Genomic DNA, 20,803 nt, shown 5'->3' on the forward strand with positions numbered 1-20,803 from the left:
GGCTAGCAGCTATAGCAAAATAGCATAGCTTGTTTTGAAAGGTGTGAGCATGAATCTGCAGCAGATAGAGACCTTTGTTCGGGTGGCCGAAGTGGGGAGCTTCAGCAAGGCTGCGGTATTGCTGGACACCGCCCAGCCGGCGCTCAGCCGTCAGGTGCGGGCCCTTGAAACCGAGTTGCGCGAGACCTTGCTGATCCGCACCGGGCGCGGCGTGACGCTGACCGATGCGGGGCGCCGCCTGCTCGAGCATGGCCATGCCATCATGCAGCGCGTGGCCATGGCCAAGGAAGACCTGGGCAGTCAGCGCGACGAGCCCGTGGGGCGTATCACGGTCGGCTTGCCGCCGAGCCTGGCGCGGCGCCTGACTTTGCCCCTTATCGACGGCTTCAGCCGCGAAATGCCCAAGGCCAGGCTGGCGGTGGTCGAAGGTTTTTCGATGAATATCTCGGAGTGGCTGACCTCGGGGCGCATGGATCTGGGCCTGGTTTACACGCCGGAGCCGCACCCGCAGATCGAGGTCTCGCCCGTGCTCGAAGAGCGCCTGTGCCTGATCGGCCCGGCCAGCACGCTGGCAGGGCGCACCAGCATTCCGTTCGAGCATCTGGCCGAGTTTCCGTTGATCATGCCCCAGCACGGGCAGATTTTCCGCAAGCTGATGGAGGCCCAGGCCACGCTGTCCCAGGTCAAGCTCAATGTGGTCTGGGAGGTTTCCAGCGTGCCCGCCATTCTGGATCTGGTGCGCGGCGGCTATGGCTATGCGGCGCTGACCGATAGCGCCATGCACAGTCATGCCACGGATGCATCGCTGGTGGAGGTGCCCATCAAGTCGCCGCATATCGTCAGCACCTTGTGCCTGGTGCAGCCTGCCAAAAAGAAGTCCACGCCGCTGATGCGCCGCACGGCCGAGCTGCTGCGCCGCCTCAGCATGCAGGTGTGCTCGGTGGAAAGCGGACATATCTGAACGACTGGCCTGCTCCGGGGCACTGCCGCTGCTGGTTCATGCTCCTTTTAGGGGAGCTGGTTGCGCTTGTTGAATAAGGATTTCAAACTTGTTTGTACATGAAATCAATGAATGGTAAGCGCAATAAGCTTTGATATTGATAGCGTCAAAGCTGAGGGCGCAAGGTTCTGGCGGCTTCCTGCAGCAGCGGCAGTATTTCCTGCTGCATGGTTTGCGGGCTCATGCGTTTGGCCGATGTCACCACATTCAGCGCTGCCACGGTGCGCCCGCGCATATTGCGCAACGGCACGGCCACGGCCTGAATGGCCAGTTCATGCTCCTCAAGCGCCATGCAGTAGTCGAGACGGCGCACCTCGTCGAGCAAGGCCTTCAGCGCCGCACCATCGGACACCGTGTGTGCCGTCAGCTTGGGCAGGTCATAGCTGGCCAGCCAGTCGTCGAGCTCCGAGCTTGAGAGCGAGGCCAGCAGCACCCGGCCGGTGGACGTGGCGTGCGCCGGCAGGCGCGTGCCCAGATGCAGTCCGTGGGCCATCAGGCGCTCGCCCTTCTCATGAACGGCGCTGCGCGCGACGATGACGACTTCGCGGCCCTCGCGCACCACGCAGGAGTAGGACAGTCCGGTCTGCGCGGCCAGCCTGTGCAGCACGGGTTGCACGATGCGCGGCAGCCGGGCCGAGGCCAGATAGCTGCCCGACAGGCGCAGCACCTTGGGAGCCAGCCAGAAATAGCTGCCATCGGTTTCCAGATAGCCGAGATAGGCCAGGGTGAGCAGATGGCGCCTGGCGGCAGCGCGCGTGATGCCGGCGCGCTCGGCGGCCATGGTGGCATTCAGGCGCTGGCGCTCGGTGTCGAAGCTTTCCAGTACGGCCAGGCCCTTGGCTAGGCCGGCAATGAAGTCTGCCGGGGCGATGGAGGGGGAGCCATGGTCATTCATGGAGGCTTCCGCAGTTCTTGTTTTGCGCGATCATCATTCTCATTGTGCGATTATCGCGCAAACAACGATTCTCTCCTTTGTCTTGACGCAGCACAAAACTTAGTCTTGCTGCACAGCGCAACCGGCGTCGTCACGCTCGCCGGTTGAGAGGTTTTTGAGCCATAACAAGGAGTCATATTCATGCGTACACAAGTCGCCATCATCGGTGCCGGTCCCTCGGGTCTGCTGCTGGGGCAACTGCTCTACAAGGCAGGAATCGACAACATCATCATCGAGCAGCGCAGCGCCGACTATGTGCTGGGCCGCATCCGCGCCGGCGTGCTGGAGCAGGTGACGGTGGATCTGCTCAAGCAGGCGGGTGCCGACAAGCGCATGAACGAGGAAGGCCTGCCCCACGACGGTATCGAGCTGCTGTTCAAGGGCAAGCGCCACCGCATCGACCTGAATGGTCTGACCGGCGGCAAGCGCGTGATGGTCTACGGCCAGACCGAAGTGACCCGTGACCTGATGGAGGTGCGGGCTCAGGAAGGCCTGACCACGGTCTACGAGGCCAGCAATGTGCAGCCTGTGGACTTCGAGAGCGACAAGCCCAAGGTGCGCTACGAAAAAGACGGCCAGGTGCATGAGATCGAGTGCGACTTCATCGCCGGTTGCGACGGCTTTCACGGCATCTGCCGCGCCAGCGCTCCTCAGGACAAGATCAAGACCTTCGAGAAGGTCTATCCCTTCGGCTGGCTGGGCCTGCTCTCGGATACGCCGCCCGTGTCGCACGAGCTGATCTACGCCAACACCGAGCGCGGCTTTGCCCTGTGCAGCCAGCGCAGCGCCATGCGCAGCCGCTACTACCTGCAGGTGCCGCTGACCGACAAGGTCGAGGATTGGAGCGACGAGGCGTTCTGGGAAGAGCTCAAGAAGCGCCTGGACCCCGAAGCCCGCGCCAATCTGGTGACCGGGCCATCGCTGGAAAAAAGCATTGCGCCGCTGCGCAGCTTTGTGACCGAGCCCATGCGATTCGGCCGCATGTTCCTGGCAGGCGACGCCGCGCACATCGTGCCCCCCACCGGCGCCAAGGGCCTGAACCTGGCGGCTTCCGACGTGGGCTATCTGTCGCAAGCCTTTGTCGAGTACTACAAGGAGCAGTCCGAAGCCGGTATCGACCGCTACTCCGAGCAGTGCCTGCGCCGTGTCTGGAAGGCCGAGCGCTTCTCCTGGTGGATGACTTCCATGCTGCACAACTTCCCCGGCGAGGGCGAGTTCAACACCAAGGTACAGGAAGCCGAGCTGGACTACATCGTCCACTCCGAAGCCGGCTCGACCTCGCTGGCCGAGAACTATGTGGGTCTGCCTCTGGTTTAAGCCCGAGACCGCCTTGCCTTCGTCACCGTGGTGATGAAGGCCCGGTGCCCGATCACGGCACCTCGCGTTCTGCCTGCATTGCTGTGTGCGATGCAGGCATTTTTTCATCCATGCAATTTGGTTGATGCTGCCTTGCGTAAATTTTGATGCCGGGGCACAAGCCAGCCGGGCCTGCGAGGAGTAAGCTTGCCGACCTTATGGCGCACATCATGTTTTCCCCTCCCTATATTGCCGCTGCCGAGGCAGCCCAGTCCTTGCGCACGCGCGGCTATGCCGTGCTGCAGCCCGAGGACTTCGCCCAGTGGATGGGCCTGAGTGTGGCCGATCTGCACGCCATGGATGCGGACTGGCAGGGTCTGCCGCCCGATGCCTTCCTCAAGGATGGAGGCCGCTATCGCCGCCGCCGCCATTCCTGCTTTGTCAGCGAAGGCGATCAGGTGCAGCAAGTGCCCCACCGCGCGCACTGGCAGCCGGTGGAATACAACGCGCTGCATGGCGGCATGCAGCGCATGTTCGAGCCCATGCTGGAGAGCACGACGACGAGCGCGGCATGGCTGGAGATGATCAATGCTCTGGGGCAGCTGGCCGATCAGGTGTTCTGCACCGACGAGCTGCATGAGCGCTGGTTTGTCGAGGCGCACCAGTTCCGCATCGACACCACGGACGGCATCGGCCGTCCCACGCCCGAAGGCGCTCACCGCGACGGCGTCGATCTGGTCGCCGTGCTGCTGGTGGGACGCAAGGGCGTCAAAGGGGGCGAGACCCGCGTGTTCGAAGCGACCGGCCCCAATGGCCAGCGCTTCACGTTGACCGAGCCCTGGTCGGTGATGCTGCTCGACGATGCGCGCATGATTCATGAGACCACGCCGATCCAACCTGCCGAGCCCGGTGGTGTGCGCGACACGCTGGTGCTGACCTATCGCCGCGGCAACTTCCAGGGGGCCGAGCTCCAGGGGCAGCAGGGCCAGGCCGCTTGAGCTTGATTGGGCCGGACGGCTTTGTTCTGAAAATTTGAGCAAAACTGTAACGTGCTCAATGCATCAAAGTGACGCCCTCGACACTGCATGATGCAGGCTTGTTGCGGCGAAGCTTTCTGAATGAGAGTGAGATAAAGAAAGAGTGGGCGGCGCGATAAAGTGAGTTTTTCCGGGTTGAGGTCGGTCTATCCGGGTTCAAAGTTATAAAAACTCTTTTGCACTGCAAAACTCAGTCACTGACCGAACGCACCTCTTAAAAATCGGTCAACCACATCCATGATTGAGGTCTCGGCCTCGGGTTGCAGTATAGGAGCCTCGGGCGGCCCGCTGAAAGGTAGATACGGTCGAGCTGGGATCTTGATGGTGAACTCGCCGACCTCATGCCAACTCTCCCGCGCCCGCTTGTGGCTATCTCGGGCAAAGACTGCCAAGTTGGGATTTCCGGCCTGGCGCAGCAGATTGCCCTTGGCATCCGTGCGCAGCCGCACCTTGGTCGAATAGGCCGCCCGCTTGATCTCGCCACCAAACTGCTGGATGGCCGCATAGTCTGAGGCCGCGCCGCCAGCTGCAATCAAGGCAAAGTCGGCGCCAAAATCGGACGTGACGCTGGCGGCCAAAATGCCGCTGTCCTGCAGCATCATCAGCGTGGAGCTGCCCTTATTACGGCGCGTGCGCTCCTGAATAGTGGACTTGGCCAGCGGGGCCCAATGGGGCCGTCCTTGGGCCTCAAAGTTGCCCTCCGTCACACTCTCCAGGCTCTGCGCGATACCCCGGTAAAGGTCAGTCGGGCTGTCCAGGACCGCAGCAGCTCGATCCAGCCGGCGAACGGCATCGCCGATATCAATGACGATGTCGATTAGGCCGCTCATAGCGCTGCAGCGATATCGGCGTCGGCCATGGCCTGCTCCAAGGTGAGCCTCTCCACGCTGACCACTGCCAGGTTTTCGCCAGAAGCCTGGGCCCGAACAACCGAAACCGTCTCACCCTGGCGCAACACGTAGATCAACTGGCCGGCGCTGCGCACCAGAATGCCTTGCTCGATCACCAGCTGCGCACCCGCATAGTCAACAGAGGTAGATCCTGCAGCCCGCACCACGGCGCTGGCCAATGTGCCAATACGTGAGGCAGCCCCAATGGACTCAGCATCTGCAGGTGGAACAGACACAAGCGGCCAGGCACCCGTGGGGGCCTGCAACCATTGACCAAACTGTGGCTGGCCCGCCATATCACGCACTGCAGCCTGGCTGATGGCAGGCGCTGCCTGTTCCAGCTTCCCGGCCATGACGCGGTCCAGGTTGGCCTGAGATGCCACGCCTGGGTTGTAGTCCCAGCCCGGATCTGGCCGAAACGTGCGTGGCTGGCCACGTTCGTCGATGTAACGAACAACTTGCACGTCCATCGTGTCGCCGTCCTTATTGACCGGCACTCGGATCGTGCTGATTGCCTCGCTGCCATCTTCAAGCGGCACGCCCAGCGCCTGGAACTCGGCTTCTGTCATCGCCTGGACGCGGCACCGGCATCCCCAGCCGTTGGGCGGCCAGATCACCTGCCATATCGGATCGTCCCAGCGCCACACCTTGCCATGTAGTGCGCGATGGGCCGGCCGCGTGCGGCCGTCCAGGATGGCCACATAGCGCCAGTACGGCCGGTTTTCCACATCGGCCAGATATCGCTTGTAGCGGCCGGCCATATAGGCGGTCTGCACGTTGGTCTGGAAGATGGTGCGCAGCCGCCGGTTGCTGCCGAGTTGGACCGTGGTCAGCTCGCCGGTCTCACCGTCCAGTACCTCCTGGCGCCCCCACCAGCCCAGATCCTGCAGCCTTGGGCGCAGAGCCTTTTTGAAGGCCTCGAAGGACTGGCCTTCGCTAACGGACTTCTCGATCTCAGAGTGAATCGCAGACAGGACATCCAGCGTCGTGGCCTTGGCCACCGTGAATTTCGCGGCATGCGCCTCGCGCGTCATATCCGTCCAGGACCAGGTCACCTGCAGCCCCTTGGCGCGGAAGTACTCCGTTGCCTCGGCCGGCTGAAGTTTCAGATTGGCAGCAATGGTCGCCATGGCGTCCCCTATGCCTCGACGGCTCGGCCGTAGGCCTGGCCGCCAAAGATCGCCGAGGCGACCAGAGATTGCAGCTTCGCGCTGTCCATCTTCGGAAAGGCCTTCTGCACCACGGCCAGGGCATCCTCAAAGTTATCCGTCGCCTCAATGGCTTCAAACAACGGCTCCAGCAGGCCGCGCATGGCATCCTGCAGCTCGGCATCGCCAATGGATGCCAGCGCCTGGTCGATGGCATCCTGGCCTTGAACGCCGCTTGCTTCGGCAAAGGTGGGGCTTGCAGGACCGGCATTGGGCGTAGCCGGATCTGCGGCTGGCGCGCCTTGCTTCTTGGTCCAGCCGTCGCCATAGCGCTCCTGGATGTAAGCCTCCGATGCCTCAAAGCCCAGGTCCGCCACGTTCTTGTCGGTTTCCGACTGCGCCTTGGTATCTTCATCGGCCTTGATCTGGCGATATACCTTGCAGGGCTCCAGGCCGTTGAAGTAGCAGATGTGGTCGAGCAGCTGCTCCTTCAGCGTTTCTGTCAGCAGATCGCTGTCGCCCTTGGTCAGGCCCAGGCGCACCGACTCACGCTCCTTTGCTGCAGCGGCCACTGCACCACCGGCCTTGCCGCGTGGGGACTCGCCGGTCCAGACAGCCGCAATCCAGTCGTCCATGTATTCGGCCAGCTCACGTTCTGAGCTGATGCTGCCACTGGATGCCATCTTTGACTCAAGCAGTGTGATGTCCATCCCTTGGGGCGTCATCAACACGCCATCGCTGCTCAAAGCTCGCAAGGCAGAGAACAGCGTGCCTTTATCAGCGGGCCCTGCATTGTTCGGGTATTTGCCCCATGGCACAGGAGAGCCCGAACGCGCCAAGCGCTTGTTCCAGGCCACGATACCGGCTCGTTTGAAAAACACCGGCCAGTAAGTCTGCAGACCCAACCCCATGCCGTAAGGGTTGTCGTCTTGCGGATTGACCCGATGCACGATGAATTTGCGCTCTGGGAGAGCACGGCCGCGCAGCATGTCTTCCCGCGTCAGCATCCGCAGCTCTGGGGGGCGCTCGGCTGTGTCCTGAATGTAGGTAAAGCGCCGTTGAGCCCGCTGCGCAAAGCGCTTGGGCACCCACATGCCATCCGACACGGTCCACATGATCTCGCAGACCTCCATGCCGGTGAGCAACGCATCCATCAGCTGCTTGCAAAGATTGTCAAAGCCGCAGCCATCCAGAATGTCGTGCATCGTGCGGGCATCATCATCGGCCTTGGTGGACGATGTAATGGGCGTCACGGTCCAGTCATAGCCAACCAGAGCCAACTGGCGCTTTTGCAGGGAAGAGAACACCTTGCCGTCACGCTTCAGGTCGCGGTAAATCTCGATACTGCCCTGGCCACGTTCCAGCAGCAGCGGGTCATTGGTGCGCAGAACACCAAGGTAACTAGACTCAAAAGGGTCCACCAGACGGTTGGCGATCTCAGTTTCCAGCTCCTGCCGTGTCACATAGTTGTTCACGTCAGGTGTTGGGCGGGATCCCCTGCGACCGATACGTTTAACCATACATAAATCCGTTCATTTCTTGAGTGCCCGCCAGCGGACCACTGCTGGTGTATTCAAAAGGCGCTGCAGGTGAATTGCCCGCCTGCAAGGCCAGCGCCAAAGCCCAGAATCGGTCGGCGTGGCCGTCGGGCGTGCTTTCCGCCACGAATCGAATGTTTCCTGCTGAGGTGGTGACCTTCTGCACCTTGCGCAGATCGGCCCGGATCTTTGGGTCTTCTGGTATGCGGATCTTTCGATCCTCCATCGCGCCCTTGAGCGGATAGGCCAGTGCTTCTTTGACCTGGCCGGTGAAGCTCACGCCCTCAATGCGGTGCTCGCCAAACTTGTCCTGAGCATCGTCAGTCCATCCGATACCTAGACCAGTGGAGTCGATACAGACACGGTCGCAGATAGCGAACCATGGCCACAGGATCTTCTCCTGGTCGCTCTTGCGCATCTTCTCCATGGTCTCGACATGGCGCGTGTAGAACACATCGCCCAGCTGCTCGACCACCCACAGCACGGTCAAGTCCTTTTTGCGCCCGATATCGACGCCGCAGAACAAACGGCCCTGGAATGGTCCCTGCAGACCGCGCTTCCAGTCCGTGCCGCCCAGGTACTCGCAGGCCGTGATCAGGCCGTATTCCAGGAACTTGCTGTCATCGTCGGCCGGAATGCACATGTATTCCTGGTCAAACGATTCAGCGTCGGCCGCGCCGTTCTTCACGAAATCGAAGTAATCGGCTTCGTCCATGGCCTGCTGCTCGGCGTCTGCAGGTAGAGACTGCTGCAGCTTGAACAAAAAGCCTTGCTCCAGCGCATCCTGCAGGGTGACCCGATGCAGGCTGATACGCTTGGGGTTGCCGCCATGGCGGGCTTCGCGCACCAGAGAGTTAAAAAAGCTGTGCGAGCCCCGATGAGTGCTGATCAGCTCCATATTGCCGCCCCAAGTGATACCGGGATAGGCAATGGCCCACAGCTTGCGCTGATCAGCATGCAACGCGAACTCGTCCAGGATACGGCTGCCGCGCTTGCCGGCCTGGGCATCTGGGTTGCTGGACATGCTGTGAATACGGCGCCCACTGGCGAACTGCAGCACATAGGCGCTGAGCTTCTTCTCAGCATCCAGCACCACCTCGCCCAGGTCCCTGGCGGCCATATTCATGATGCCGGCCCACAGCTTGCAATCCTCAATGAACAGGCGTGCCTGGATGTCGTCACGGCTGCTGACCCATTCATCGTGCCGAGCACCTGCAGCTGCAGCCCGTTCATCGGCCGCATAGGCCGTGGACCAACTGATGCCAATCTGGCGAGACTTCTCCATCAGCTTCAAGCGGGATTCATCCTTGATCCAACGCGACTGAAAGGGTAGAAAGATGGCGTCCCGATCATTGGGGATGCATTTGGCGCGGCCCTTGAGAATCATTTCTTGATCTCCCCAGTCACCAGCATCGAAAACATCGGCTCAAAATTTGGAATCACCACCGATGCCACCCAGCAGAAAAGCCCGAATAGCGCTTCAACTGCCCAGGAGTACCACTCAGGGACCCAATTGCGCTCCACCACCACAGGTGCATCAGAGTCAACATCAGCCAGGTACACCGGCACCAGGCCAAGAAACCAGCCGTAATGGGTGTACTTGGTGCCCAGCTCAGCAGAGGGAACAGGTTTGAGCAGGCTCATCACCGAATCCCCAATGCTTCGCGGATGGCCAGGCGTGTCTCGGGTGTCACGCCACCCTTGTTGCCCAGGGCATCCAGTTGGGCCTTCTGCTCCTCCAGCAGCTCACGGCGGGCCTCTTCCTTGATGGCCGCACGCGCTTCCATGCTGAAGCGCTTCTGCGACACACTGGCTTTGCCGATCTCGGCCGCATTCTTGAAGAGCTTGTTGACATCCACTTCCTCCGGGTTGATGTCCAGCTCCATCAGCAAGTTGAAAATCTTCTCCTGGGTCATGCGAATGACGGCCGCACCGAGCTTGTCTTCCTCATCGGGTGTGGCATCCACCAAGGCTCGGGCCTGCTCGCCGGCCAGCTTCAACTGGGCCAGTTTTTTCTCGAAGGGCGAACCATAGCGCTGCAGGGACGAGCGAGACACATCGGCGCCGCGGGCCTTCAGGTCCGCAGCCAGTTGCTCGTAGTCGCTGAAGCCACGGGCCATCAGCTCGTTATCCAGCCACTCCTTGAGTTCAGCCGGAAGAGAGTGCACTTTGCTACGGGGTGGCATAGGTCAGCCCTGCGTGATCGTGGGGCGAGCAATGCCTGGCTGCGCGTCGATGGTGTATTCCACGTAGTCGATGCCGCAGCGGTTCAGTTCCACAAACCAGCGGTCGATGGGGTCGCGTTGGATCTTGCACAGCTCGCGCTCTTCCAGATAGTCCAGCTCGCGGCGCACCTCTTGGTGCGTGGCATCGGGATACACCGACTGGATGATGGGCAGCAATGCCTCGGTATAGATACCCACGGGACGCGACACATTGATGGCCGACAGCAGGTGCCAGCGAATGGCTTCACGGCGAGCCTTCAGAATGGCTGGCTGATAGTTCATTGGTTTTTCCCTCCGGGGAGATTGCGCACTGCGGCCTCAATGCGCAGCGCAAAGTTATCGATACGGGTATTGATCGTGGCGATCACTTGGACAAAGTCATCCCGGCGCACATAGTCCCTGGCCACCTCGGCCTGGAACCGCAACTGCGAGAGCTCAAGAGAGCGGATCTGTTCAGACTCCTTGCTGACAGCTCTGGTCAGGTCAATCAGTGACTTTTGCAACTGGTCAAACTTCTCGTCCGAGCGCTTCTGCGCCTGCACCGCAATGGCTTTCAAGATCGCCCACATGGCCATGCAAAACAGGCTCATGACCGTCAGCACATTGGTCAGCGTCATCTCAAAAACCATCAGTGCCTCCTGCCTGGCCTTGCTTGGTGACCGAGCGCACATAGTCCTGCAGGCCGGTCACTTGACCTGAGAGCCGGTCAGCAACGCCTCCCAGCGCTGTGTATCGGCTGCTGCACTCTCCGAGTGCTGTGCGGGCGGCGGTAGCTCCATCAATGTCGCTGGCGGAGCAGGATTGCGGGCCGGTGCCGGACAGCTTTGCAGCGGCTGCGTTGGCGTTGAGCTGGGCGATAGTGGTGAGCAGGCTGCGATTGCGAGCAGCGGCAGTGTCCAAAGCAGTGCGCGCAGCCTGCTCACGTTGGGCTTGTTCATGGGAGATCCTTTCGGTTTCCTTTTGTTTGGCCGTCTCGGTCTCGCGCTGCGCGAGTTCGGCCTTTGCGCGTTGCTGGGACTCCGTGACCTTGCGTTTTTCTTCGACCTGGTCCCAGGCCTGCTGCACGCGTGCGGCACCCTGAGCGTCGCCTTGGGCGACTAGATGGCCATTCCAGGCACGCAGGCCAAGCACTGCGGCAAGCGTTGCAATCACAATGAGCACGGCTTTCATGACGTGCCCCCGATCTGCCGCACGCAGCCTAAATAGACCAGGTTGCGCCAGTACGGCAGCTTGCTGCGACCTGGTGCGTAGAACTCATAACGGAGGCCAGCGCGCACCCAGATGCAATGCCAGCGGCCAGTGCGCGTGCGCACGAAGGAAATGCGTGTTTGAGCTGGGTGCAGTACCCGTGCCACCAGAGCAGCAACGATGCAGTTGCAGGGGAATTTCATGGCATGGGCTCCCCAAGGCACATCGCGCGCAGAGCCTTGCGGTCCGTCCAAACGCCCCGGCAAGTGCGGTTGTCTGGATGGCTGCAGCGGTCCTGGGGTTTGTTGACCGGCCCAGCGCGGTCATAGAGCAAGATGGCCTCACAGGCACCTGAGTAGTCGCCGGCCTGCAGACGGCGGGCAATCGTGCTGGGCCCATTGCGTTCGTTGTTCCAGCACACAGCGGCCGCCCCTGTGTTGTAGGCCAGGCCCACAAAGGCATCAAACTCGCGCTGATGCATGGGCACGGCCAGGCAGCGTTTCACGGCCAGTTCGTATTCCGAGGCATCGGCACGCAAGCGCACCAGGGCACGCACCGGCGCCATGGTGTCGCCCATCTTCACACCCTGGGTCGTGCCAAAGCCCACCGTGGGCACCTTGGTGCCATGCACGGGGTCTGGGTAGGCTTTTTCGACATAGCCCTCGCGCTGGGCTATGTAGGTCAACCCGGTGGCAGACAGCACCAGGGCAACGATTCCAATTCGAGCGCTATCAATCGCCATAAGCCCCCCTTGCGCTGGGAGGGCTCTTGCTGGCCGTGGTTGGGTAAGTCATGCACGGCAGGATGCCGCGCAGGTCGACTTTGAGTTGAGTAAAGCGCTTTACTTATTGGGGATAGGCGTCAAATCTTCAGTGCTTCTTCGCCTGAGAAGATTCGCCTCTTGGATTACTGCTGCTTCTACCAGGTCGAAGGCTTTGCGCCATTCAGGAACCAACTTTCCAGCGTCGTGCTTCTTGTCATCGTGAATTGCTGTATCTACCGTTGCGCAAGCCACGCAGTAATCGTGCGCAATCGCTCGCAAGTTTGGGATCATCACCAGCGCGATGGCATATGCCCGCGTCGCAGCAGTCGATATTGCCCCCTCAGAAAACTTGTCCAACTTAGGCTTGGAATTTATGCCGTCAAGTAGGCGATCTTGAGTTTCAACAATCGCTCGCCAGAAATCCTGGAGGTTTTTCTCGGCCTCCTTCTGCAATCTGATGGTCTCGTTTCGCTGCCATTGCAGTGCCTCCTGTTGGATTGCCCGCTCAGCCTGCTTTGCGGTGTTTCGCATCACCAATAGCTGCGTCATAAGAGAAGCAACGATTACGCCACTGGCACTGATAAGCGCAACCCATACAACGTCACTCATGCAGTTGGTCTCCCTGATTAATCTGCAATTACTTAAAGCAGTAGGCGTTCCAGTAAACCTTCTCAAAAGTCGTAGGTTTGCTTTCTGTGGGGTCATCCAGTTCCATGATGGAGATGTCGAGTAGGTCACCACCCTGCAGACCTCTGACCACAAAGCGAACGCCGCCTGTATAAGCTCCAAAGCTGTTTTTCCCGTCGATAGTTCCGCATGCAACCACCTCGGAAATGCCGAGTTCATTAGCCGGTTTGCGAACGATGAATGTCTTTCCAAATTTTGCTGAATCAGGGTCCTTTAGCTTTCGCGCAATGTTCTTTTCAGCGGTCCATTTGAAGTTCTCATCGGCGGACCCACAACCGGCCAATGCAGTAGCAATGGCTACGCCGACAGAGGTTTTGATTAGTGCTCTTCTCACGCTTGCCTCCCTTTATTCGATTGAAATTCACTAGCATCGTGCTCTGTGAGCGCTTGAATACGACAGTTACAGAAAAGTCGTTCGCATGGCAATTCACGCTTGCGCCAAAAATCGGAGTCATACCTATGCAATGCCGTTGAAGCGGCCAGGCACTCTGGATAAACGCGACCATCGGCAACCACTACGAGCCTCCACCATGGGGCGTAATCCGCATCAATCAGATATCTTGCCTGGCGCTCAGCCATGTAGCTGGCTGATAGGACACGATGCAGTAGCAGTTCCCAAGGCTGTTCGGCACAGACAACGCCAGGCGGGTCATCATCGTCAGAACTGTCTGGATCTGCAAAGTCCCAGTATTGGATGTATGCCTGATATCGAGGCCAAGGTGGGCGGTGCTGTTTGAAAAAATCCTGGTATTCGCGCTGAACAATCCTCTTGCTCAGATCACCAGCCATATGACGTTCTGTAGAAGGCCAAAGCTTCAGATATGCATCCAGATGGTCTGGAAAATCGGTACCCCCAATCCTGAGAAATGCTTGATGCCGCAAGTCATCTTGAGTATTCATGGCCCTTATCTATCCACCTCATGGCGCAGGCCTTCTGGAGCTCGCCGCCATGTTTCGTGCGATCTTGGCGGCATACAAGCGTACTTCCTGCAGTTGATCAGGTCTGAGTTCACGCACCATGCGGGTATGGAACTTTCGCTCCATGAATCTGAATACTGATTCGCCTTTGCTCTGAGGCAAGTTGCGAATCATTCGGAAAACCTCCTGCCACCCATCTGCAGGTAGTTTCTCATTTGTCCGAATTGGCGCTGGCGCAGGAGCCTTTGCAGGCTCTGGAGCCATCATAAAAATGTTGTAGACCGCTTGAGTGTGGCTGTGATGCAGATCACCTTCCACACGACCAGCCTGGAGACTACCGTTGCCGTTCTCCTGCATCTTCTGTTGCGGCAGCAGCTTGAGCAGCCACTGCATCATCTCCTTCAACTTCACCGCGCCTCCATCTCAATTGGGCCTATTTCGTTTTTTTGCGGAGCGAAGGCTTTGGCGGTACAGCCGAGTAGCTGCCGCCTATAGAGCCGATCTGCACATTTCCATCGCCTAAGTTGGACATGTTCATCGAAGCACCCATACCACCTGCCTGCCCGGACAGCAATGCTGCCATCGCAGCCTTACGCACTGCAGGTTGAGCCTCACGGTAGTAATCCAGCAGCAGTCGCTCATCGTCCTTAAGTGACGGTGCAGGGGGGACTCCCCCGGCGTAATTGCCTGTCACAACGTAGAGCGCATCCATACCAAGCTTTGCAAGTACCTCCAACTGGACAGCCGTGGGAGATGAAGCTCCCTTCTCCCAATTAATCACAGTGGTCTTACCTACCGAGGTGAGCACGGCGATTTGAGGCTGTGTGAGACCTAGGCGCTCACGCTCGGCTTTAAAGCGCTCATGCAAGCTCATAAAAATATTCGCACCATAAGTCATTGCATGGTTCAAATATTTGAACCATAATTCGTTCCAACAAGTTCAACGCAACCGGCATCTGCGCCAACAGATGCCAACAAACTAGGAGCCCGACATGGCACTCAAAACCAGAGCCCAGATCCGTGAAGAATTCGCCAGCCGTGGCTGGTCTATCACTGGCTGGGCCCGTCAACGTGGCTATAGCCCCGTTTTGGTCAGCGACATCATCAATGACGATGAGCGCAACCCCAAGCGCAAATGCCTGCGTGGTGAAAGCCACAACATCGCCGTTGAGCTGAAGCTCAAGGACGGTATGGTTTCCCGCCCCGCCAATGTGACCGCGTTCAACCTGAGCGCCGCAGCTTGAGGCCAGCCATGCCTACTCCGGCCATCAATGTAACAAATTTGACGGGCTCTCAAACCGTCCAAATTGACACACATGGTTTTCCCGTGAATGTGCCACTCATTGGTACGCCTGACGGTTATCACGCGCTGCGTCTAGTTGCTCTGCCATCTGCAGCAGCACCTTGCGTGATGCCTGCAACTGAACGCCCAGCGCCAAGTGCTCAGGTCTTGCCTCACGCCAGGCCTGCGTTAGTCGAGGGCCAAGCATGAAGCCATCCATCTCTAGCTGTGCCGTCAGCCTGAGCACGGCCTGCGCCACGCCATCAATGCGTCCTGCCAATTCATCCAAGCCTGCTGATTCCATGTTGCACCTCCCGTGCCCTGTGATCGATGGCTCAACTTTGCCAGCGCATCGGTGTTTTTCACTGTTTCCAGAGGGCTATTTGTTTGGATGCCCCTGCCGACCCACTTCTTCCAAAACATCGCGGCCTCTGGAAATGCCGCAGACAGGAGCTCTGTGATGCGCCGCAACTGGAAAAAAGAGCGCTTTAACAGCCTGACCGATGCTCTTCGCGGCTGCACTGAATACGCCATGGACAAGGAAGCCAACCTGTCCCAGAGTCGTATCGCAGACCGCATGGGCATCTCGCTGGACAGCCACTACAAGTACCTTTCCACGGGCCGCTTGCCAGCCATCCTCATACCTACGCTGGAGATGGCTTGCGGCAACAACTTTGTCAGCACTTGGCTGGCTACCAACGCGGGCAAGCTGGTCATTGACCGCCCCAAGGGCCGCAAGGCAGCGGCCACTGACCTGGTTGAGTTCCACACCGGCTTTGCCGAGGCGCTTCGGCTGCTGGGCGAATTTCACCAGGGCAAGGCCACAGCCCAAGACACGCTGGCCGCACTACAGCGCCATTTAGAGGCTGCCGCCTGGCACCACACCAACGTGGTCCAGCACGCGACCCCTGAGCTGGACTTTGAAGCATGAGCAACAGCAGCAAAGCCCTGGCGGGCTCCATCCGCAAAGCAAATGCCTTGTATCGCCTGTTGGCCGGTCATGAACTGCTGGGCCTGAGCCCTGGCGAGATTGCCAAAGGCATCGACGTATCACCCAGCTGGGTCTCCCTCAATCTGCCCGCATTGGCCGAGGACGGCTTTGTGGAGCTGGTGCAAGGCACCAACCGCTGGCGCCTGGGTGTGCAGTTTGTGCGCATCGCAATCACCGTCAGCACCAATCTCAACCAGGCCAAGCGCCAGCTGGATGACCTGACCCAACGCTACGCCGTCCCTCTCAACTGATTTCAACGCAACCCCGAAAGGAAAACAACAACATGGCCCGTAACACCACCCCCGCACCCGAAAGCAAGGAAGTGCCCGCCAACGAAGTGGTGATCGCCGAGGAGTTCAATGCCGCCAATCAGTTGGCCGTCATGACCATTGAAGCCAATGAACAAGCGATGACCATCGCCAAGCAAGTTGGTTATTCAGGCGCCGTCACCGTGGGTGCCTTGGAAGATGAAATCCGCTTCTACCAGCGTCGCACAGTAGAAGCCGTGCTGGAGACAGGCAAGCGATTGCTCGTTCTCAAGGAGCTGACGCCCCATGGTGAGTTCACCCAGCGCGTTGAAATGTTGGGCTTCAGTGATCGCACCGCTCGCCGCTTTATGCAAGCAGCGTTGAAAACAGCTAAATCGGCCAATTTGGCCGCTTTGGGCAACCAAGTGAAATCGGCCAGTGCCTTCCTGGAGCTGGTCACCCACGACGATGATGTGCTGGAAAACCTGGCTGAAATGGACGATATCGACCGTCTGAGCGCCAGTGAACTGCGCACTCGCCTGCGTGAAGCCAAAGCAGAAAAAGACGCCAGCGACAAGCTGCTTGAGAACAAGAACAAGCAGATCGACAAGCTGGAGCGTGAGAAGCAGCGTATCGCGCAGATGGCACCTGATGAAGCTCTGGCTGATCTCAAGACCGCCGCAACCCGTATTGCCAACGATGCGGTGGGTGCCATTCAGGGTGGCGTCCGTCAAGCCCTGATCAAGCTGCGTGAATTGCCCCAGGGCACCTCTCAGACGGCCTTTGCCGCTGGCCTGCTAGGCGAGCTGCAAGCCGAAATCAATGCACTGCGCGAAGAGTTTGGCTTGCCAGACATTGCCAGCGCAGCCGAACGCGAACTGGCAGCAGACACCCAAGCCTGGGCTGGCGGCGGCGAAGCAGTCGAGGCTTGAGGACGGGTCATGAGCCTCAGTGCAACGCTCACCCAGCGCCTTGTGCAGGTGGCTGCTCAGGCAGCAGCCGCACCCGCAGGCGGTAAGCAGGCCGTCTACAGGGCGGCTTGCCAAGAGCTGAGCATCAGCCTGCCCACGCTTTACCGTCACCTGGACAAGATCACCGTGAAACCCGAACGTAAACAGCGCAGCGATGCAGGGGCTGTCAGTCTGCCCCGTGAAGAAGCTGTCGTCATCAGTGCCTTGCTCATGGTCAGCCACCGCAAGAGCAACAAGCGCCTGATGTCCATTGGCCAAGCCCTGGACATCTTGCGCGCCAACGGGGAAGTGCGTGCCGAGCGCACCGACCAGTCAACAGGCGAAGTCCTGCCTTTGTCTGAAAGTGCTGTGGCCCGCGCTCTGCGTAGCTTTGGCTTGCACCCCGACCAGCTCAACCGCGCCACTCCCGCAGTTGAGTTGCGTAGCCTGCACCCCAACCATGTCTGGCAGGTCGATGCATCACTGTGAGTGCTGTACTACCTCAAGGACAGCAGCGGCAAGGAGAGTGGCCTGCAGGTCATGGAGCATGACAAGTTCTATAAGAACAAGCCTGCCAATCTGTCCCGCATCGCGGCTGACCGAGTGTGGTCCTATGAACTCTCGGACCACAACAGCGCGTCCATCTACCTTGAATATGTGATGGGCGCTGAAAGCGCGGCCAACCTCACCAATGTGTTCATCAATGCAATTCAGCAGCGCACTGGTGAGCCGTTCTATGGGGTGCCACGTATTCTGATGATGGACATGGGCAGTGCCAATACCTCTGGCCTGTTCAGCAACCTGGCGCGCCGCCTGCAGATTCAGCTGATTGCACACGCGGCAGGCAATGCCCGCGCCACCGGCCAGATTGAAAAAACCCGCGATCAGATTGAGCGCAGCTTTGAAGCAGGCCTGCGCCTGGCGCCGGTTTCCAGCCTGGACGAGCTTAACCGCCAGGCACGCCGCTGGGCCAAGTGGTTCAACGCTAACAAGATCCACTCCCGCCACGGCCGTACACGCTACGACCAGTGGATGACCATCACCACCGAGCAGCTGCGCCTGGCCCCCAGCGTGGAGCTGTGCCGCGAGTTGCTGACCCATGAGCCAGAAGCCCGCAAGGTCAGCGACACGCTCAGCGTCGCCTTCAAGGGCCGCGAGTTCGACGTGCGCAATGTGCCCAATGTGATGGTCGGTGAAAAGCTCATGCTGGCTATCAACCCCTGGGTGGCTGACGCTGCCATGGTGGTGGATACCGATTCCGAGGGCAATGAGCTGTTGATCTCTGTGCCAGTGGTCGTGCGTGATGACGCCGGCTTCCGCGAGGACGGCAATGTGATTGGCGAAGACTGGGCCCGCCCTGCGGATACCCAGCTGGATACCAATCGCAAGGAGGTCGCCATGGCGGCTTACGACGCCAGCACCCTGGAGGAGCTGGAAGCCAAGCGCAAGGCCAAGGCTCTGCCATTCAGCGGCCGCATCGACCCCTACAAGCCTATCGAGCAGGCTCCAGAGCGCACCTTCATCCCCAAGCGCGGCACCGAACTGGTGACCAATGTCACCACAAGCACCAGCGCTTCGGCCCGTCTGCTCAATGCCTTTGAAGTTGCCAAGGCGCTCCAAGGCATGGGCATGTCCATGGATCGTGAAAAAGCCGCCCAGCTGCGCGCCTGGTACCCCGATGGCGTGCCCGAGGACGAGCTGCAGGCTGTTCATGACCGCTTGACCATGCGCGGCCAGCTGCGTGTGGTGGCAGGAGGTGCCTGATGCCCCAGACCGCAACTTGCGAAATTTCGCAAATTCGCCATCTCCGGGCCAATGCCAGGCCCACAAACAAGTTGGCCCCGGTGTGCTCTCAACACACCGAGGCCGCCCCAGAAACTGATTTCAACGCAACCCCTGAGGAGGAACCAATGCTACTGCAAAACGAATCCCTGAGCACCAACGCTCGAAAGCACTTCAATCTGCCCCGCAATCCGTTCCTGGACGATGTGCAGACCCCTGACGATGTCTATCAGACGCCCAGCGTGCGCTATGCCCGCGTGGCCCTGACCGATTGCGCCCGCCACCATGGCTTCATGGCACTGGTCGCAGAGTCCGGCGCTGGCAAGTCCACGCTGGCCGAAGACCTGGAAGAGCGGGTGCGCAAGGACTCCACCGAGATTGTGGTGATCCGTCCCTATGTCCTGGCCATGGAAGAAAACGATGTCAAGGGCAAGACGCTCAAGAGCGCATCCATTGCCGAGGCCATCATCTTCGCCCTGGACCCGCACGCCAAGCCCAAGATCAGCAGCCAAGCACGCTTTCGCCAGGCGCACGAGCTGCTGCGCGCCAGCGCCCAGTCCGGTCACCGCCATCTGCTGCTGATCGAGGAGGCCCACAACCTGCCCGTGGCCACGCTCAAGCACCTCAAGCGCTGGATCGAGCTCAAGGACGGCATGCGCCGCCTGCTGGGCATTGCTCTGATCGGCCAGCCCGAGCTGCGCCGCCGCCTGAGCGCCCAGAACCCCGAGGTGCGCGAAGTCGCCCAGCGCTGCGAAATCGTGGAGTTGGACCCGCTGAACACCGAACTGGAGGGCTACCTCAAGCACAAGTTCGCCCGCTTTGACCTCAAGTATGAGGACGTGTTTGCGGCCGATGCTGCAGATGCCATCCGCTCTCGCCTGATTTACCTGCCGCGCGGCGGCAAGGACGCCGACATCACCAGCATCTGCTACCCGCTGGTGGTCAACAACCTGGTCTGCCGTGCCATGAATGCTGCGGCCGAGGCTGGCTGGGACACGGTCAACGCCGAAGTCATCAAGGGGTGCTGAGCATGTATCGCTACCAGATCACCATGGCCCTTGAGGGCCGCGCCCTCGGCCTGGCCTATGGCAACTATCCCAGCGACTGGCAGGCCATTGACGCCGCTCTCTCTATGTTCCACGACGCGCGCTGCGTCACCGTGCGAAGGATTGCCCAATGAAGCGTGAACATCATTTCACCCCTGGCGTGATCGAGTACCCCGAGCCGCCCCGTTTTGTGGAAAAACTCTCCCGCGTCCTGCTGGTCATTGCCTTTCTGGTGACGCTGGGCGTGGTCGGAGGCCAGATTTACACGCACCTGATGTGGGAGGTGTTGGGTCTATGAGTGCGGATCTGTCCTGCCCCACCTGCGGCAGCGAGTTTGACCTGGTCACGGCCTTTGCGCACGAATGCGACCAGCAGGCTCTGGCCCGCCTGGTTGCCGTGAGCTTTCCCATTGGCACTCGCGTGCTGCAGTACGTGGCGTTGCATCAGCCCGCCAAGCAGCGCCTGACGGCCGCCAAGAAAATCAAATTGCTGCTGCAACTGCTGCCCGATCTGGAACGTGAAGCCATCCACCACAAAGGGCGCGACTGGGTTGTCCCACTCAAGCTCTGGGCCGACGCCATCGAGCAACTGCTGGCTAGACGCGATAACGACCGCATCGATCTGCCTCTCAAAGGCCATGGTTATCTGTATGCGGTGCTGGCCGGCATGGCCAGCGACCACGAGGCCGCCACCGAAAGCAAGCGCGAAGAGGATTTGCGGAATGCAGGCCGCCAGCACTCCAGTGCCACCCCCACCAGCGTTGGCGATCTGCTGCAAAACCCCGCCCCCCGGCCGCAGCTGGCGCCTGCCCAGCCTGCAGGTATGTCCCCCACCGTGCGAGCCATGCGCGCCGCGCTTGAGAAGAAACAAGGAGTTTGAG

The 20,803-nt window shown here is 59.9% G+C and carries 30 protein-coding genes; 13 read left to right on the forward strand and 17 right to left on the reverse strand.

All coding sequences use genetic code 11. The features are described 5' to 3' along the window. The first annotated feature begins 49 nt into the window (after window positions 1–49). On the forward strand, window positions 50–961 hold the full coding sequence (locus EIC84_RS03265) for a LysR family transcriptional regulator (RefSeq protein WP_003055493.1): 912 nt from the start codon (window positions 50–52) through the stop codon (window positions 959–961). Between the two features lie 145 nt (window positions 962–1,106). On the opposite strand, the gene EIC84_RS03270 is transcribed toward EIC84_RS03265, so the two are convergent. After that, entirely contained in the window at window positions 1,107–1,895 is a 789-nt protein-coding gene (locus EIC84_RS03270; RefSeq protein ID WP_003067200.1) for an IclR family transcriptional regulator C-terminal domain-containing protein, read from the reverse strand. 180 nt (window positions 1,896–2,075) lie between these two features. Between EIC84_RS03270 and pobA the strand changes: the two genes are divergently transcribed. Beyond that, a complete protein-coding gene (gene pobA / locus EIC84_RS03275; protein ID WP_003067202.1) occupies window positions 2,076–3,251 on the forward strand; it encodes a 4-hydroxybenzoate 3-monooxygenase in 1,176 nt (391 codons plus the stop codon). A gap of 197 nt (window positions 3,252–3,448) precedes the next feature. Next, window positions 3,449–4,228 carry a 2OG-Fe dioxygenase family protein gene (locus EIC84_RS03280; RefSeq protein ID WP_003067204.1) on the forward strand — a complete coding sequence of 260 codons (780 nt, stop codon included), beginning with the start codon at window positions 3,449–3,451 and terminating at the stop codon, window positions 4,226–4,228. Between the two features lie 233 nt (window positions 4,229–4,461). Here EIC84_RS03280 and EIC84_RS03285 read toward each other — a convergent pair whose 3' ends face one another. The 15 genes from EIC84_RS03285 to EIC84_RS03355 all read right to left on the reverse strand — a co-directional run bounded on the left by EIC84_RS03285 (window position 4,462) and on the right by EIC84_RS03355 (window position 14,522). Continuing rightward, window positions 4,462–5,097: a phage virion morphogenesis protein gene (locus EIC84_RS03285; RefSeq protein WP_003067206.1), complete on the reverse strand. Its 636-nt coding sequence runs from the start codon at window positions 5,095–5,097 to the stop codon at window positions 4,462–4,464. Beyond that, a complete protein-coding gene (locus EIC84_RS03290; RefSeq protein WP_003067207.1) occupies window positions 5,094–6,287 on the reverse strand; it encodes a phage minor head protein in 1,194 nt (397 codons plus the stop codon). The genes EIC84_RS03285 and EIC84_RS03290 overlap by 4 nt, the downstream gene beginning before the upstream one ends. Window positions 6,288–6,295: 8 nt before the next feature. After that, window positions 6,296–7,825: a DUF935 domain-containing protein gene (locus EIC84_RS03295; RefSeq protein WP_100086412.1), complete on the reverse strand. Its 1,530-nt coding sequence runs from the start codon at window positions 7,823–7,825 to the stop codon at window positions 6,296–6,298. Beyond that, entirely contained in the window at window positions 7,818–9,230 is a 1,413-nt protein-coding gene (locus EIC84_RS03300) for a terminase large subunit domain-containing protein (RefSeq protein WP_003067211.1), read from the reverse strand. Before EIC84_RS03300 ends, EIC84_RS03295 begins: the two co-directional genes overlap by 8 nt. Beyond that, window positions 9,227–9,487: a hypothetical protein gene (locus EIC84_RS03305; protein WP_003067212.1), complete on the reverse strand. Its 261-nt coding sequence runs from the start codon at window positions 9,485–9,487 to the stop codon at window positions 9,227–9,229. Before EIC84_RS03305 ends, EIC84_RS03300 begins: the two co-directional genes overlap by 4 nt. Further along, entirely contained in the window at window positions 9,487–10,029 is a 543-nt protein-coding gene (locus EIC84_RS03310; RefSeq protein WP_034362472.1) for a phage protein Gp27 family protein, read from the reverse strand. The genes EIC84_RS03305 and EIC84_RS03310 overlap by 1 nt, the downstream gene beginning before the upstream one ends. A gap of 3 nt (window positions 10,030–10,032) precedes the next feature. Next, window positions 10,033–10,350 (reverse strand): hypothetical protein, encoded by a 318-nt coding sequence (locus tag EIC84_RS03315; protein ID WP_003067216.1) that lies wholly within the window; start codon window positions 10,348–10,350, stop codon window positions 10,033–10,035. After that, a complete protein-coding gene (locus EIC84_RS03320; protein ID WP_003067217.1) occupies window positions 10,347–10,697 on the reverse strand; it encodes a hypothetical protein in 351 nt (116 codons plus the stop codon). Before EIC84_RS03320 ends, EIC84_RS03315 begins: the two co-directional genes overlap by 4 nt. Further along, entirely contained in the window at window positions 10,687–11,238 is a 552-nt protein-coding gene (locus tag EIC84_RS03325; RefSeq protein WP_003067219.1) for a DUF2514 family protein, read from the reverse strand. The genes EIC84_RS03320 and EIC84_RS03325 overlap by 11 nt, the downstream gene beginning before the upstream one ends. A gap of 217 nt (window positions 11,239–11,455) precedes the next feature. Beyond that, window positions 11,456–11,998 carry a lysozyme gene (locus EIC84_RS03330; protein WP_034362475.1) on the reverse strand — a complete coding sequence of 181 codons (543 nt, stop codon included), beginning with the start codon at window positions 11,996–11,998 and terminating at the stop codon, window positions 11,456–11,458. A 99-nt stretch (window positions 11,999–12,097) separates the two neighbouring features. Next, window positions 12,098–12,628, reverse strand: a complete 531-nt coding sequence (locus tag EIC84_RS03335; protein ID WP_003067224.1) for a hypothetical protein — start codon at window positions 12,626–12,628, stop codon at window positions 12,098–12,100. Between the two features lie 28 nt (window positions 12,629–12,656). Further along, on the reverse strand, window positions 12,657–13,040 hold the full coding sequence (locus EIC84_RS03340; protein ID WP_003067227.1) for a hypothetical protein: 384 nt from the start codon (window positions 13,038–13,040) through the stop codon (window positions 12,657–12,659). Further along, window positions 13,037–13,606: a hypothetical protein gene (locus tag EIC84_RS03345; RefSeq protein WP_131361348.1), complete on the reverse strand. Its 570-nt coding sequence runs from the start codon at window positions 13,604–13,606 to the stop codon at window positions 13,037–13,039. The genes EIC84_RS03340 and EIC84_RS03345 overlap by 4 nt, the downstream gene beginning before the upstream one ends. Window positions 13,607–13,624: 18 nt before the next feature. Next, window positions 13,625–14,035: a hypothetical protein gene (locus tag EIC84_RS03350; protein ID WP_003067228.1), complete on the reverse strand. Its 411-nt coding sequence runs from the start codon at window positions 14,033–14,035 to the stop codon at window positions 13,625–13,627. Window positions 14,036–14,057: 22 nt separating this feature from the next. Beyond that, window positions 14,058–14,522, reverse strand: coding sequence for a helix-turn-helix transcriptional regulator (locus EIC84_RS03355; protein ID WP_003067230.1), 465 nt, complete (start codon window positions 14,520–14,522; stop codon window positions 14,058–14,060). A gap of 94 nt (window positions 14,523–14,616) precedes the next feature. Between EIC84_RS03355 and EIC84_RS03360 the strand changes: the two genes are divergently transcribed. Continuing rightward, entirely contained in the window at window positions 14,617–14,868 is a 252-nt protein-coding gene (locus EIC84_RS03360; RefSeq protein ID WP_003067232.1) for a DNA-binding protein, read from the forward strand. 96 nt (window positions 14,869–14,964) lie between these two features. Here the strand turns inward: EIC84_RS03360 and EIC84_RS03365 are convergent, their stop codons facing one another. After that, the gene (locus EIC84_RS03365) at window positions 14,965–15,210 is read right to left on the reverse strand and encodes a hypothetical protein (RefSeq protein ID WP_003067234.1); all 246 of its coding nucleotides are present in this window, start codon (window positions 15,208–15,210) and stop codon (window positions 14,965–14,967) included. 156 nt (window positions 15,211–15,366) lie between these two features. On the opposite strand from EIC84_RS03365, the gene EIC84_RS03370 reads away from it, so the two are divergent. From EIC84_RS03370 to EIC84_RS03395, 9 genes are all read left to right on the forward strand, one after another. Next, window positions 15,367–15,837 (forward strand): hypothetical protein, encoded by a 471-nt coding sequence (locus EIC84_RS03370; RefSeq protein WP_003067236.1) that lies wholly within the window; start codon window positions 15,367–15,369, stop codon window positions 15,835–15,837. Further along, window positions 15,834–16,148 (forward strand): transcriptional regulator, encoded by a 315-nt coding sequence (locus EIC84_RS03375; protein ID WP_003067238.1) that lies wholly within the window; start codon window positions 15,834–15,836, stop codon window positions 16,146–16,148. Before EIC84_RS03370 ends, EIC84_RS03375 begins: the two co-directional genes overlap by 4 nt. Window positions 16,149–16,180: 32 nt before the next feature. Further along, window positions 16,181–17,077: a DUF3102 domain-containing protein gene (locus EIC84_RS03380; protein ID WP_003067240.1), complete on the forward strand. Its 897-nt coding sequence runs from the start codon at window positions 16,181–16,183 to the stop codon at window positions 17,075–17,077. A gap of 9 nt (window positions 17,078–17,086) precedes the next feature. Then, on the forward strand, window positions 17,087–17,584 hold the full coding sequence (locus tag EIC84_RS26275) for a hypothetical protein (RefSeq protein WP_237704473.1): 498 nt from the start codon (window positions 17,087–17,089) through the stop codon (window positions 17,582–17,584). Beyond that, window positions 17,585–18,859: an integrase gene (locus EIC84_RS03385; RefSeq protein ID WP_237704474.1), complete on the forward strand. Its 1,275-nt coding sequence runs from the start codon at window positions 17,585–17,587 to the stop codon at window positions 18,857–18,859. It begins immediately after the preceding gene. Between the two features lie 146 nt (window positions 18,860–19,005). Beyond that, window positions 19,006–19,905 (forward strand): ExeA family protein, encoded by a 900-nt coding sequence (locus EIC84_RS03390; protein ID WP_003067242.1) that lies wholly within the window; start codon window positions 19,006–19,008, stop codon window positions 19,903–19,905. Between the two features lie 2 nt (window positions 19,906–19,907). After that, window positions 19,908–20,057, forward strand: a complete 150-nt coding sequence (locus EIC84_RS25915) for a hypothetical protein (protein WP_160162816.1) — start codon at window positions 19,908–19,910, stop codon at window positions 20,055–20,057. After that, a complete protein-coding gene (locus tag EIC84_RS25920) occupies window positions 20,054–20,221 on the forward strand; it encodes a hypothetical protein (RefSeq protein ID WP_003067248.1) in 168 nt (55 codons plus the stop codon). Before EIC84_RS25915 ends, EIC84_RS25920 begins: the two co-directional genes overlap by 4 nt. Continuing rightward, window positions 20,218–20,802 carry a hypothetical protein gene (locus EIC84_RS03395; RefSeq protein WP_134737297.1) on the forward strand — a complete coding sequence of 195 codons (585 nt, stop codon included), beginning with the start codon at window positions 20,218–20,220 and terminating at the stop codon, window positions 20,800–20,802. Before EIC84_RS25920 ends, EIC84_RS03395 begins: the two co-directional genes overlap by 4 nt. The last annotated feature ends 1 nt before the right edge of the window (window position 20,803 follow it).

It is taken from the genome of Comamonas sp. A23 (assembly GCF_004522605.1).
GTDB lineage: Bacteria > Pseudomonadota > Gammaproteobacteria > Burkholderiales > Burkholderiaceae_C > Comamonas > Comamonas thiooxydans.

What these genes read in the sequence shown, in the direction of transcription:
- EIC84_RS03270 (WP_003067200.1), bottom strand. Translation starts at nt 1,895, where the DNA reads ATGAATGACCATGGCTCCCCCTCCATCGCCCCGGCAGACTTCATTGCC.
- EIC84_RS03365 (WP_003067234.1), bottom strand. Translation starts at nt 15,210, where the DNA reads ATGGAATCAGCAGGCTTGGATGAATTGGCAGGACGCATTGATGGCGTG.
- EIC84_RS03265 (WP_003055493.1), top strand. Translation starts at nt 50, where the DNA reads ATGAATCTGCAGCAGATAGAGACCTTTGTTCGGGTGGCCGAAGTGGGG.
- EIC84_RS03375 (WP_003067238.1), top strand. Translation starts at nt 15,834, where the DNA reads ATGAGCAACAGCAGCAAAGCCCTGGCGGGCTCCATCCGCAAAGCAAAT.
- EIC84_RS03290 (WP_003067207.1), bottom strand. Translation starts at nt 6,287, where the DNA reads ATGGCGACCATTGCTGCCAATCTGAAACTTCAGCCGGCCGAGGCAACG.
- EIC84_RS03315 (WP_003067216.1), bottom strand. Translation starts at nt 10,350, where the DNA reads ATGAACTATCAGCCAGCCATTCTGAAGGCTCGCCGTGAAGCCATTCGC.
- EIC84_RS03335 (WP_003067224.1), bottom strand. Translation starts at nt 12,628, where the DNA reads ATGAGTGACGTTGTATGGGTTGCGCTTATCAGTGCCAGTGGCGTAATC.
- EIC84_RS03300 (WP_003067211.1), bottom strand. Translation starts at nt 9,230, where the DNA reads ATGATTCTCAAGGGCCGCGCCAAATGCATCCCCAATGATCGGGACGCC.
- EIC84_RS03295 (WP_100086412.1), bottom strand. Translation starts at nt 7,825, where the DNA reads ATGGTTAAACGTATCGGTCGCAGGGGATCCCGCCCAACACCTGACGTG.
- EIC84_RS03330 (WP_034362475.1), bottom strand. Translation starts at nt 11,998, where the DNA reads ATGGCGATTGATAGCGCTCGAATTGGAATCGTTGCCCTGGTGCTGTCT.
- EIC84_RS03355 (WP_003067230.1), bottom strand. Translation starts at nt 14,522, where the DNA reads ATGACTTATGGTGCGAATATTTTTATGAGCTTGCATGAGCGCTTTAAA.
- EIC84_RS03360 (WP_003067232.1), top strand. Translation starts at nt 14,617, where the DNA reads ATGGCACTCAAAACCAGAGCCCAGATCCGTGAAGAATTCGCCAGCCGT.
- EIC84_RS03345 (WP_131361348.1), bottom strand. Translation starts at nt 13,606, where the DNA reads ATGAATACTCAAGATGACTTGCGGCATCAAGCATTTCTCAGGATTGGG.
- EIC84_RS03395 (WP_134737297.1), top strand. Translation starts at nt 20,218, where the DNA reads ATGAGTGCGGATCTGTCCTGCCCCACCTGCGGCAGCGAGTTTGACCTG.
- EIC84_RS03320 (WP_003067217.1), bottom strand. Translation starts at nt 10,697, where the DNA reads ATGGTTTTTGAGATGACGCTGACCAATGTGCTGACGGTCATGAGCCTG.
- pobA (WP_003067202.1), top strand. Translation starts at nt 2,076, where the DNA reads ATGCGTACACAAGTCGCCATCATCGGTGCCGGTCCCTCGGGTCTGCTG.
- EIC84_RS03325 (WP_003067219.1), bottom strand. Translation starts at nt 11,238, where the DNA reads ATGAAAGCCGTGCTCATTGTGATTGCAACGCTTGCCGCAGTGCTTGGC.
- EIC84_RS03280 (WP_003067204.1), top strand. Translation starts at nt 3,449, where the DNA reads ATGGCGCACATCATGTTTTCCCCTCCCTATATTGCCGCTGCCGAGGCA.
- EIC84_RS03380 (WP_003067240.1), top strand. Translation starts at nt 16,181, where the DNA reads ATGGCCCGTAACACCACCCCCGCACCCGAAAGCAAGGAAGTGCCCGCC.
- EIC84_RS03285 (WP_003067206.1), bottom strand. Translation starts at nt 5,097, where the DNA reads ATGAGCGGCCTAATCGACATCGTCATTGATATCGGCGATGCCGTTCGC.
- EIC84_RS03310 (WP_034362472.1), bottom strand. Translation starts at nt 10,029, where the DNA reads ATGCCACCCCGTAGCAAAGTGCACTCTCTTCCGGCTGAACTCAAGGAG.
- EIC84_RS25915 (WP_160162816.1), top strand. Translation starts at nt 19,908, where the DNA reads ATGTATCGCTACCAGATCACCATGGCCCTTGAGGGCCGCGCCCTCGGC.
- EIC84_RS25920 (WP_003067248.1), top strand. Translation starts at nt 20,054, where the DNA reads ATGAAGCGTGAACATCATTTCACCCCTGGCGTGATCGAGTACCCCGAG.
- EIC84_RS03370 (WP_003067236.1), top strand. Translation starts at nt 15,367, where the DNA reads ATGCGCCGCAACTGGAAAAAAGAGCGCTTTAACAGCCTGACCGATGCT.
- EIC84_RS26275 (WP_237704473.1), top strand. Translation starts at nt 17,087, where the DNA reads ATGAGCCTCAGTGCAACGCTCACCCAGCGCCTTGTGCAGGTGGCTGCT.
- EIC84_RS03305 (WP_003067212.1), bottom strand. Translation starts at nt 9,487, where the DNA reads ATGAGCCTGCTCAAACCTGTTCCCTCTGCTGAGCTGGGCACCAAGTAC.
- EIC84_RS03390 (WP_003067242.1), top strand. Translation starts at nt 19,006, where the DNA reads ATGCTACTGCAAAACGAATCCCTGAGCACCAACGCTCGAAAGCACTTC.